This window comes from Spongiactinospora gelatinilytica, from assembly GCF_003236385.1.
GTDB lineage: Bacteria > Actinomycetota > Actinomycetes > Streptosporangiales > Streptosporangiaceae > Spongiactinospora > Spongiactinospora gelatinilytica.
Genome location: NZ_POUA01000291.1, coordinates 1 through 10,124, shown reverse-complemented (window position 1 = coordinate 10,124; position 10,124 = coordinate 1). Strand labels below are relative to the sequence as shown.

At 71.0% G+C, this 10,124-nt stretch carries 11 protein-coding genes; 8 read left to right on the top strand and 3 right to left on the bottom strand.

The features are described from left to right. Positions 1 to 944 (top strand): coproporphyrinogen-III oxidase family protein (locus C1I98_RS28555; protein WP_111170498.1); only part of this gene is annotated, 944 nt, incomplete at its 5' end. A gap of 27 nt (positions 945 to 971) precedes the next feature. On the opposite strand, the gene C1I98_RS28550 is transcribed toward C1I98_RS28555, so the two are convergent. Further along, the gene (locus tag C1I98_RS28550; protein ID WP_111170495.1) at positions 972 to 1,787 is read right to left on the bottom strand and encodes a DUF3097 domain-containing protein; all 816 of its coding nucleotides are present in this window, start codon (positions 1,785 to 1,787) and stop codon (positions 972 to 974) included. 235 nt (positions 1,788 to 2,022) lie between these two features. Here C1I98_RS28550 and hrcA point away from each other — a divergent pair, with 235 nt between their 5' ends. Genes hrcA through C1I98_RS28535 form a run of 3 tightly spaced genes read left to right on the top strand, consistent with a single transcriptional unit; the run spans position 2,023 to position 4,939 of the window. After that, positions 2,023 to 3,036, top strand: coding sequence for a heat-inducible transcriptional repressor HrcA (hrcA, locus tag C1I98_RS28545; protein WP_111170497.1), 1,014 nt, complete (start codon positions 2,023 to 2,025; stop codon positions 3,034 to 3,036). A 21-nt stretch (positions 3,037 to 3,057) separates the two neighbouring features. After that, entirely contained in the window at positions 3,058 to 4,194 is a 1,137-nt protein-coding gene (gene dnaJ, locus C1I98_RS28540) for a molecular chaperone DnaJ (protein WP_111170494.1), read from the top strand. Between the two features lie 13 nt (positions 4,195 to 4,207). Continuing rightward, the gene (locus C1I98_RS28535) at positions 4,208 to 4,939 is read left to right on the top strand and encodes a 16S rRNA (uracil(1498)-N(3))-methyltransferase (RefSeq protein WP_111170493.1); all 732 of its coding nucleotides are present in this window, start codon (positions 4,208 to 4,210) and stop codon (positions 4,937 to 4,939) included. Positions 4,940 to 4,949: 10 nt separating this feature from the next. On the opposite strand, the gene C1I98_RS28530 is transcribed toward C1I98_RS28535, so the two are convergent. Continuing rightward, a complete protein-coding gene (locus tag C1I98_RS28530; RefSeq protein ID WP_111170492.1) occupies positions 4,950 to 5,654 on the bottom strand; it encodes a hypothetical protein in 705 nt (234 codons plus the stop codon). Then, complete coding sequence (locus C1I98_RS28525) at positions 5,651 to 6,130, bottom strand: SigE family RNA polymerase sigma factor (protein WP_111170496.1); 480 nt, start codon at positions 6,128 to 6,130, stop codon at positions 5,651 to 5,653. Before C1I98_RS28525 ends, C1I98_RS28530 begins: the two co-directional genes overlap by 4 nt. Before the next feature lie 268 nt (positions 6,131 to 6,398). Between C1I98_RS28525 and C1I98_RS28520 the strand changes: the two genes are divergently transcribed. The 4 genes from C1I98_RS28520 (at position 6,399) to C1I98_RS28505 (ending at position 9,709) form a co-directional block, all read left to right on the top strand. Beyond that, a complete protein-coding gene (locus C1I98_RS28520) occupies positions 6,399 to 6,752 on the top strand; it encodes a histidine triad nucleotide-binding protein (protein WP_233508272.1) in 354 nt (117 codons plus the stop codon). A gap of 124 nt (positions 6,753 to 6,876) precedes the next feature. Next, on the top strand, positions 6,877 to 7,932 hold the full coding sequence (locus C1I98_RS28515; protein ID WP_111170490.1) for a PhoH family protein: 1,056 nt from the start codon (positions 6,877 to 6,879) through the stop codon (positions 7,930 to 7,932). Continuing rightward, positions 7,929 to 8,408: an rRNA maturation RNase YbeY gene (ybeY, locus tag C1I98_RS28510; protein ID WP_111170489.1), complete on the top strand. Its 480-nt coding sequence runs from the start codon at positions 7,929 to 7,931 to the stop codon at positions 8,406 to 8,408. Before C1I98_RS28515 ends, ybeY begins: the two co-directional genes overlap by 4 nt. Further along, positions 8,405 to 9,709: a hemolysin family protein gene (locus C1I98_RS28505; RefSeq protein WP_111170488.1), complete on the top strand. Its 1,305-nt coding sequence runs from the start codon at positions 8,405 to 8,407 to the stop codon at positions 9,707 to 9,709. The genes ybeY and C1I98_RS28505 overlap by 4 nt, the downstream gene beginning before the upstream one ends. Positions 9,710 to 10,124: the final 415 nt, after the last annotated feature.

The window sequence follows — 10,124 nt, the reverse complement described above, 5'->3', positions numbered from 1 at the left end:
GCGGCACACCCACCCTCCTGCCCCCGGCCGACCTGGTGCGGGTCCTGCGGGCGATCGACGGGGAGTTCGGGCTGGCCCCAGGGGCCGAGGTCACCACCGAGGCCAACCCCGAGTCGGTGGACGCCGCCGCGCTGGCCGTACTGCGCGAGGGCGGGTTCACCCGGATGAGCTTCGGCATGCAGAGCGCCAGCGAGCACGTCCTGCGGGTGCTGGACCGGCGGCACACGCCGGGCCGCGCCGCCGAGGCCGTACGGCTGGCGAAGGCGGCCGGCTTCGAGCACGTCAACCTGGACCTCATCTACGGCACGCCGGGCGAGTCCGACGCAGACTGGCGCGCCTCGCTCACCGCGGCGCTCGCCGCCGGCCCCGACCACGTCTCGGCCTACTCGCTCATCGTGGAGGACGGCACCCGGCTGGCCGCCCGGATCGGCCGCGGCGAGCTGCCGATGCCCGACGACGACGTGGCCGCCGACCGCTACCTGATCGCCGACGAACTGCTCACCGCGGCCGGTTTCGCCTGGTACGAGGTGTCCAACTGGGCCGCCTCCGAGGCCGCCCGCTGCCGGCACAACCTGCTGTACTGGACCGGCGGCGACTGGTGGGGCGTCGGCCCGGGCGCGCACAGCCACGTCGGCGGCACCCGCTGGTGGAACGTCAAGCACCCGGCCGCCTACTCCGCCCGCCTGGCAAAGGACGTCTCGCCCGCCCACGCGCGCGAGGTCCTGGACCCCTCCGACCAGGCCGTCGAGCGGCTGATGCTCCAGCTCAGGCTCTCCTTCGGGCACCCGCTCTCGGAGGTGGACCCGGCGGCCCGCCCGGCGGTGCACCGGGCCATGGCCGAGGGGCTCCTGGACGAGAGCGCGCTGGCCGGAAACGACCAGATCGTCCTCACCCTGCCCGGACGCCTCCTCGCCGACGCCCTGATCCGCGACCTGATCGTGTGAGCCACCCGGTCACTGCGAGCCAGGAGATCAGTCGTCGCCCGGCGCCGCGGTCACGAAGTCGATCAGTTCCTCCACCCGGCCGAGAAGTTCGGGCTCCAGGTCGGTGTAGCCGGTGACCGACCCCAGGATGCGCCGCCACGCCTCCGCGGAATCCAGCCGCCACCCCAGGTTCGCGATGACCCCTTCCTTCCACGGCGTGCCCCGGGGCACCGTGGGCCAGGCCGGGATGCCCACCGCCGCGGGCTTGACGGCCTGCCAGACGTCCACGTACGGGTGGCCCACCACCAGCACGTGCGGCGAGTCGATCGCGGCGGCGATCCGGCTCTCCTTGGAGCCGGTCACCAGGTGGTCGACCAGGACCCCGAGGCGCCTGCCCGGCTCGGGGCCGAACTCCGCGACGATCGCGGGCAGGTCGTCCACCCCCTCCAGGTACTCCACGACCACGCCCTCCACCCGCAGGTCGTGCCCCCAGATCTTCTCCACCAGGGCCGCGTCGTGCACGCCCTCGACGTAGATCCGGCTCTCCCTGGCGACGCGGGCGCGCAGGCCCTGGACCGCGATGGACCCCGACGCGCTGCGCGCCGGTCCGCCCGCGGACGCGGCGGGCCGTACAAGGGTCACCGGCCTGCCGTCCAACAGGAACCCTGCGGGGGTCAGCGGGAACACCCGGCGCCGTCCGAAGCGGTCCTCCAGGGTGACCGCCTCCTTGTCGCAGGCCACCACCGCGCCGCAGAACCCGCTGTCGGGATCTTCCACCACCAGGTCCCGCTCGGCGGGCACCTGAGGGATCTGTCCCTTTTTCGGCCGTCGCCAGTTTCCGGCGAGCACGTCACGCCCGTACATGTCCGCCGACGCTAGCAAAGACGATCGCAAAAGCGGCGTCCGACGGCGTCGCGACCACGCGCCGGCCATCGTCCGAAGCCCCCGCTCGGGCTTCTCCGCCCGGGGCGGAGGATCTTACCCGCCCGTGTTATCGCACCCCGCGCACGGTGGCCGTACACTTGGCACTCGGGAACACAGAGTGCCAGCGCTGTCGTTCCCGAGTGGGACCGACGCGGATGGCAGGGAGGTGAGCACGTTGGTCGACGACCGAAAGCTCGCGGTCCTCCGCGCCATCGTCGAAGACTACGTCTCGACCAACGAGCCGGTCGGATCGAAGGCCTTGACCGAGCGGCACAACCTCGGCGTCTCCCCGGCCACCGTGCGCAACGACATGGCGGCCCTGGAGGAGCTGGGGTACATCACCCAGCCGCACACGAGCGCGGGCCGGGTGCCGACCGACAAGGGCTACCGGCTGTTCGTCGATCGGCTGTCGCAGGTCAAGCCGCTGTCCGCGGCCGAGCGCCGGGCGATCGAGACCTTCCTGGCCGGCGCGGTCGACCTCGACGACGTGGTCACCCGCACCGTCCGGCTGCTGGCACAGCTCACCCGGCAGGTCGCGGTGGTCCAGTACCCGGCGCTGAGCCATTCCACGGTCCGGCACATCGAGCTGGTGCCGCTGACCGAGCGCCGGGTGATGATGGTCCTGATCACCAACACCGGGCGGGTCGAGCAGCGGGTCATCGAGCTGCCCGATGTGATCGACGACTCGCGGATCGCGCACATGCGGGCCGTGCTCAACGCCTGCCTCGACGGGTGCGGCCTGGCCCAGGTGCCCGACACCGTGGCCGACCTGCCCGACCGGGTGCCCGTCGAAGACCGTTCGAGCATGGTGACCATCCTTTCGGTGCTGCTGGAGACGCTGGTCGAGCGGCACGACGAGAGGCTGGTCATCGCCGGTGCCGCCAACCTCGCGGCGGCCGACTTCACCATCGGCCTGCGCGAGGTCCTGGAGGCGCTGGAAGAGCAGGTGGTGCTGATCCGCCTGCTCGGTGAGACCACCGACACCTCCGCGATCACCGTGCGGATCGGCTCGGAAAACCCCTATACCGGCCTGCGCGGCACCTCGATCGTGGCGGCCGGTTACGGCTCGGGTGACAAGCAGCTCGCCCGGCTCGGCGTGCTCGGGCCGACCCGTATGGACTACCCGGTGACCATAGGCGCGGTTCGCGCGGTGGCACGCTATGTCAGCCAGATCCTGACTGCATCATAAGAGGCCGAAGAGGTTCGATAAGTGGCTAAGAGCGACTACTACGGCACCCTCGGGGTTCGCCGTGACGCCAGTGCGGAGGAGATCAAGAAGGCCTACCGCAGGCTGGCCCGCGAGCTGCACCCGGACGTGAACCCCGACCCGGCCACCCAGGAGCGGTTCAAAGAGGTCACCCAGGCCTATGAGGTCCTGTCCGATCCGAGCAAGCGGCAGATGTACGACCTGGGCGCCGACCCCTACGCCGGCGCGGGAGCGGGAGCGGGCGCCGGTTTCGGGGCGGGGTTCCCGTTCAGCGACATCATGGACGCCTTCTTCGGCTCCGCGGGCGGCGCCCGGGCTCCGAGGTCGCGGGCCAGGCGCGGGCGCAACGCGACCATCCGCGTGGAGCTCGACCTGCGCGAGGCGTGTTTCGGCACCACCCGCGAGCTGATGGTCGACACGGCCGTGGTCTGCGAGGTGTGCCAGGGGTCGGGCGCGTCCGCCGGCACCCACCCCGACACCTGCGACATGTGCCAGGGCCGCGGTGAGGTCTCCCAGGTCACCAGGTCTTTCCTGGGCCAGGTCATGACCTCGCGACCGTGCCCGCAGTGCGGCGGCTACGGCTCCATCATCCGGCACCCCTGCCAGGAGTGCTCGGGCGACGGGCGCGTCCGCACCCGCCGTACGATCAAGGTCCGCATCCCCGCGGGCGTCGAGGACGGCACGCACATCCAGCTCGCCGGGGAGGGCGAGGTCGGCCCGGGCGGAGGCCCGCCCGGCGACCTGTTCCTGGAGATCGTCGAGAAGCCGCACGAGATCTTCGAGCGGCGCGGCGACGACCTGCACTGCACCGTGCAGATCCCGATGACCGCGGCCGCGCTCGGCACGGTGCTCACCGTCGAGACCCTCGACGGCAAGGAGGACCTCGACGTGCGCCCCGGCACGCAGTCCGGGCAGGTCATCCCCCTGTACGGCAAGGGCGTCCAGCGCCTCAACGAGACCGGTCGCGGCGACCTGCTGATCCACTTCAACGTCGAGACGCCCAGCCGCCTCGACCCCGAGCAGGAAGACCTCCTGCGCGAGCTGGCCAGGATGCGCGGTGAGGAGCGTCCGCCGGGCAAGTTCGCCCCCGGGCAGCAGGGCTTCCTGGCGCGGCTGCGCGACGCCTTCAACGGCCGATGAGCCGGTCGCGGCCATGACGGTGCCGGTCTTCCTGGCCGAGACGCAGCGGCTCGCGGCGGACACCATCGACCTCGGCGGCCAGGAGGGCCGCCACGCGGCCACCGTACGGCGGCTGCGCGTCGGCGAGCGGGTCGATCTCACCGACGGCCTCGGCCTTGTCGCCGAGTGCGTGGTGACCGACGTCGGCAAGGACGCCCTGCGCCTCGCCGTACGTCGGCGCTACGAAGTGCCGGCGGCCGAGCCGCGCCTGGTGGTCGTCCAGGGCCTGCCCAAGGGCGACCGGGGCGAGCTGGCCGTCGAGATGATGACCGAGGCGGGCGTCGACGTCATCGTGCCGTGGGCGGCGGCGCGGTCGGTCACCCGCTGGAAGGGCGAGCGCGCGGCCAAGGGCGCGGCCCGCTGGCGGGCGACCGCCAGGGAGGCCGGCAAGCAGTCCCGCAGGTTCCGGCTGCCCGAGGTGACCGACCAGGCCGAGACGCCGGAGGTGGCGGCGTTGCTGGCCGGGGCGGCGCTGGGCGTGGTGCTGCACGAGGAGGCGGGCGTGCCGCTGTCCGGGATGAGCCCGCCCGCCAAGGGTGACATCGTCGTCGTGGTCGGGCCCGAGGGCGGGATCACCGACGAGGAGATCGACGGCTTCCGCGCCGCCGGGGCGGTGCCCGCCGTGCTCGGGCCCACCGTGCTGCGCACATCGACGGCCGGGGTCGTGGCCGCGGCGCTGCTCTCGGCCCGCACCGGGCGCTGGTGACCCGGCGCGGTCAGTCTTCGATCGCGGTGTTGGTGCCGAATCCGCTGGACAGCGGGCTGGCCACCTCGGTGGGGGCCGGGTCGGGATCGGACGGCGGGCACTCCTCCGGCGGGCACGGGCCGCTCGGTGTGGGCTCGCTCTCGGTCGGCGTCGGCGCGGTGGTGGGGGCGGTCGTCGGCGTCGGGCTCGCCTTGGAGGGGCAGTCGGCGCCCTTGCCGGACGACTTGGGCCGCGGCGGCTCGGGCCGGTCGGCCGTCGGGTCGCCGTTGGGCGTCGGGCAGGTCTCCTTGTCCGACGGGGTCGGCGTCGGCGACTTCGAGCGATCCGGCGTCTTGGTGGCCGGCGGGGCCGCGCTGATCCGCGTCGGGCTCGGGGGCGCCGGCGGCACGCTCGTGGCCTGCGGCGGCGCCTTGGGGCCGCGCGAGGTCGCGTTGATCGTCGGCGGGGTCCGGGTCGTCTCGGTCAGGCCGACCGACTGCTCCTGGGCATCGCCGCCGCGCAACTGCGGCACGGCGATCACGACGGTGGCGGCGACCAGTACCGCGCCGGCCACCGAGGCGGCGGCGCGCCACCACATCAGGCGGCCGTGCCCGCGTTTGTGCTCGATGCGGGCGCGGATGATCTCCAGGCCGTCGGGGGAGGGAACGACCTCGTCCGCCTCCGCGCGAAGCACACGACGAAAGAGATCGTCGTACTCGTCGGGGGACTCGGTCATGACAATTGCTCCAACACGGTACGTAAGGCGGCCATGCCGCGGGCCGTATGGCTCTTCACCGCGCCCTTGCTGATGCCCATCGCGTTGGCGATCTCAGCCTCGGACAGGTCACCGTAATACCGTAGAACCAGGGCTTCTCGCTGGCGGGTCGGCAGACTTCGCAGCGCTTCGATGACCGCGGTCCGCTCAAGCTCGCCGATCGCGCCGTTCTCCGCGCTCGGCGCGTCCGGCAGGCCCTTGGGCGCGTACTTCTCCACGACCGCGCGGTGGCGCAGCACGGATCTCGATCTGTTGACGACCGATTGGCGCAGGTAGGCGAGGGCCTTGTCGGTGTCGCGGAGTCTGCGCCAGGCGCCGTGCAGGGCCACGAAGGCGTCCTGAACCACTTCCTCCGCGGTGGCGTTGTCGCGGACCAGCAACACGGCGAGACGCACAAGTGACCGATAGTGCGCGCTGTACAGCGCGGTCACGGCCATGTCGGCGTCCCACCCGACGGGCACTGCCCCGAGCGACCTGTCGGCCACGAGGGTCTCGGTGGTCACATCAATAGGACGCGTGGCCTTCGCGGAGGGTTTACTACGCTCATCCGGTTCGTTTGGGGGCATGACCCAGTCGTGTCCTCGCCGGTGGCCTCGCCCGATTGTTTCTTACGCAGAAGTGTTGCACAGACACAATATCCGGCCGAATCTTTGCTTGCAGCCCGCCACGGGTTACCGATTGGCAACGGCGGCTGCCGCTAGGGTATTGGCCGTGGAGACCGACTGCCTGTTCTGCAAGATCGTCGCCAAGGAGATCCCAGCGGAGATCGTCCACGAGACCGACCGCACCCTGGCGTTCCGCGACATCAACCCGCAGGCCCCGACGCACGTGCTGGTGATCACCAAGGGCCACCACGCCGACGCCGGGGCGGTGGCCGACGCCGACGAGGGGCTGGCCGACGAGATGCTCAAGGCCGCCCGCACGATCGCGCGCAAGGAGGGCGTGGCCGAGGAGGGTTACCGGCTGGTCTTCAACACCGGGGCCGCCGCCGGCCAGACGGTCTTCCACGCGCACCTGCACGTGCTGGGCGGGCGCGATCTGCGCTGGCCGCCGGGCTGAGCCCGGCGCGCACCCGCGGAGTGGGCGGGCGAAAAACGGCTGAGCGCGAGCGGGGGCTTCCGGGCTACCATTACGGATGAGAACGCTGTCCGAACCGGGAGGCGATCAGGCCGCGAGCCTGCCCATGTCCGAGCTTAACGAATCACGATCAAAGAGCCCCGTACCGGCCCTGGCCAAGACCCAGGCCAAGGTGGTCATCCCCGACGACTATGCGATGGTCGGCCTTCTCGGGTCGCGGGACGAGTTGCTCAAGGTCATCGAAGGCGCCTTCCGCGCCGACATCCATGTCCGCGGCAACGAGATAACCATCACCGGCAGCCCCGAGGAGAGCGGCGCCGTGGTGCGCCTGTTCGAGGAGCTGATCGAGCTGCTGCGCGGCGGCACCCCGCTCACCGTCGATGCGGTGGAGCGGAGCATCGCCATGCTGCGGATGAGTTCCGACCGCCCCGCCGAGGTGCTGTCTCTGGACATCCTGTCCTCCCGCGGGCGCACCATCCGGCCCAAGACCGTCAACCAGAAGCGCTACGTGGACGCGATCGACAAGCACACGATCGTGTTCGGCATCGGCCCCGCCGGCACCGGCAAGACCTACCTGGCGATGGCCAAGGCCGTCAAGGCGCTCCAGAACAAGGACGTCAACCGGATCATCCTCACCCGCCCCGCGGTGGAGGCCGGTGAACGGCTCGGCTTCCTGCCGGGCACCCTCTACGAGAAGATCGACCCCTACCTGCGCCCCCTCTACGACGCGCTGCACGACATGCTCGACCCCGACTCGATCCCCCGGCTGATGGCGGCGGGCACGATCGAGGTCGCCCCGCTGGCCTACATGCGCGGGCGCACTCTGAACGACGCCTTCATCATTCTCGACGAGGCCCAGAACACCTCGCCCGAGCAGATGAAGATGTTCCTCACCCGGCTGGGCTTCGGCTCCAAGATCGTGGTGACCGGTGACGTCACCCAGATCGACCTGCCGGGCGGCACGGAGAGCGGCCTGAAGGTGGTCAGGGAGATCCTCGACGGCATCACCGACATCCATTTCAGCACGCTGACCAGCTCCGACGTGGTCCGTCACCGGCTGGTGAGCGACATCGTGGACGCCTACGGCCGCTACGACGCCGCCGTGCGCCAAGGCGAGCCCGCGGCGATCAAGGGCGCCAAGCGCCCACGGGGGCGATCATGAGCATCGAGGTGGCCAACGAGTCCGGCGTCGAGGTCGACGAGTCCGCGCTCGTCGGCCTGGCCGGTCACGTACTGGCGCGGATGGGCATCCATCCGCTGGCCGAGCTGTCTCTGGTCGTCGTCGACGAACCGGCGATGGCCCAGCTCCACGAGCAGTGGATGGGCGAGCCCGGTCCGACCGACGTGCTGGCGTTCCCGATGGACGAGCTGCGCCCCGGGTCCGGCGGCGGGCGTCGCGACGACGGCGCCGCCACCGATCCGGCGCTGCTCGGAGATGTGGTGCTGTGCCCGCAGGTGGCCGCCAAGCAGGCGGCCGAGGCCGGGCACAGCGCGAAGGAGGAGCTCGAACTACTGTGTACGCACGGCATCCTGCACCTGCTCGGCTACGATCACGCCGAGCCGGAGGAACACGCCGAGATGTTCGGTTTACAGGATGAGCTCCTCAAGTCGTGGCGGGAGGTGCGGCCGGAACGGTGAGTGCCGCCAACGGGTGGTTGCTCTCGGCCGTCGTTCTGGTAGTGATCGGCGGCCTGATCGCAAGCGCTGAGACCGCGCTCGCGCGGATCTCCCGGGTACGGGCCGACGAGTTCGTCCGTGACTCCCGGCGCGGTTCGGCACGCCTGCGGGCGATCGTCGCCGACCCGCCGCGCTACCTCAACCTGCTGCTCCTGCTCCGGCTGAGCTGCGAGCTGGGGTCCACCGTGATCGCCACGCTGATCTTCATCGACCTGCTCGGTGACGAGGGCGGCGCCTACGCCGTCGCGGCGGCCACCATGATCCTGGTCAGCTACGTGATCGTCGGCGTCTCGCCGCGTACGCTGGGCCGCCAGCACGCCGAGCCCATCGCACTGGCCTCCGCGCCCATCGTGTACGGCCTGACCCGGATCTTCGGCCCGCTGCCGCAACTCCTGATCTTGCTGGGCAACGCGCTCACCCCGGGCAAGGGCTTCCGCGAGGGGCCGTTCACCTCCGAGGCCGAACTGCGCGACCTGGTCGACCTGGCCGAGGAGCGCAGGGTCATCGAGCCCGACGAGCGCCAGATGATCCACTCGGTCTTCGAGCTCGGTGACACCCTCGTCCGCGAGGTCATGGTCCCGCGCACCGACATGGTCTTCATCGAGCGCGGCAAGACGCTCGACCAGGCCCTCTCACTGGCGCTGCGGAGCGGCTTCTCGCGCATCCCCGTGGTCGGCGAGAACGAGGACGACGTGATCGGCATCGCCTACCTCAAGGACATCGTCCGCCGCGTCCACGAGGCGGGCGAGGCCGGGGGCAGGCAGCGAATCGACTCGCTGATGCGGTCGGCGACCTACGTCCCGGAGAGCAAGCCGATCGACGAGCTGATGCGCGAGATGCAGGCCAGGCAGATCCACCTGGCCATCGTGATCGACGAGTACGGCGGTACGGCCGGGCTCGTCACCATCGAGGACGTGCTGGAGGAGATCGTCGGTGAGATCACCGACGAGTACGACCAGGAGGCCCCGCGGGTCGAGCCGCTGCCCGACGGGTCGGTACGGGTGACCGCGCGGCTGCCGGTCAGCGACCTCGGCGACCTGTTCGGCCGGGAGATCGACGTGGACGACGTCGAGACCGTGGGCGGGCTGCTGGCGCATGCGCTCGGCCGGGTGCCGATCGCGGGCTCGGAGGCGGAGGTCGCCGGGCTGCGCCTGACGGCGGAGAGCCTGGCCGGGCGGCGCAACCGGATCAGCACGGTGGTGGTGCGCAGGGTCAGCCCGTCGTCCCAGGATCGCGTCGGCGCGGGGGCCGAGAAAGACTGAAATCTCCGCCTTTGGGGTGCGAAGTCCCTGGTTACGCGGCAGATGCCGCGAGCGGCGACGAAGGCGGCAAGTCTTTTTCAAGTGTTCTGCAAGCCGGATGGGTCACTCTGAATACGCGACGCCCGCTACGGCGGGCGGCAAGGGGATCCGGATCGCCGGAAGGGGTTCGCGGCGTCAGGGTTCCGGGGGGTACAGGGACGCGTCGCGGCCGCCGGCGGCCGTGACGCGGCTCGATGTAAAGGGTGTTCTCGCCCGCGACGGTGCGGGTGAGAACACCCTTTAATGCTGTGTGGGGCTCGATGCTTTGTGGGGCTTGGCGCGGTATCTGGAAAAGGTCGGGCTGCCCGGCGATTGCCGTCATTGTCGCGTGGGAAGGACAGCGGCGGGGGAGTCCGGGGGGTGCGCTGTGTGCGTC

Excerpts from the sequence above, each read along its gene's own strand:
- C1I98_RS28530 (WP_111170492.1), bottom strand. The coding sequence starts at position 5,654 with ATGACCGAGTCCCCCGACGAGTACGACGATCTCTTTCGTCGTGTGCTT.
- C1I98_RS28515 (WP_111170490.1), top strand. The coding sequence starts at position 6,877 with ATGTCCGAGCTTAACGAATCACGATCAAAGAGCCCCGTACCGGCCCTG.
- C1I98_RS28525 (WP_111170496.1), bottom strand. The coding sequence starts at position 6,130 with ATGGCCGTGACCGCGCTGTACAGCGCGCACTATCGGTCACTTGTGCGT.
- C1I98_RS28535 (WP_111170493.1), top strand. The coding sequence starts at position 4,208 with ATGACGGTGCCGGTCTTCCTGGCCGAGACGCAGCGGCTCGCGGCGGAC.
- ybeY (WP_111170489.1), top strand. The coding sequence starts at position 7,929 with ATGAGCATCGAGGTGGCCAACGAGTCCGGCGTCGAGGTCGACGAGTCC.
- C1I98_RS28550 (WP_111170495.1), bottom strand. The coding sequence starts at position 1,787 with ATGTACGGGCGTGACGTGCTCGCCGGAAACTGGCGACGGCCGAAAAAG.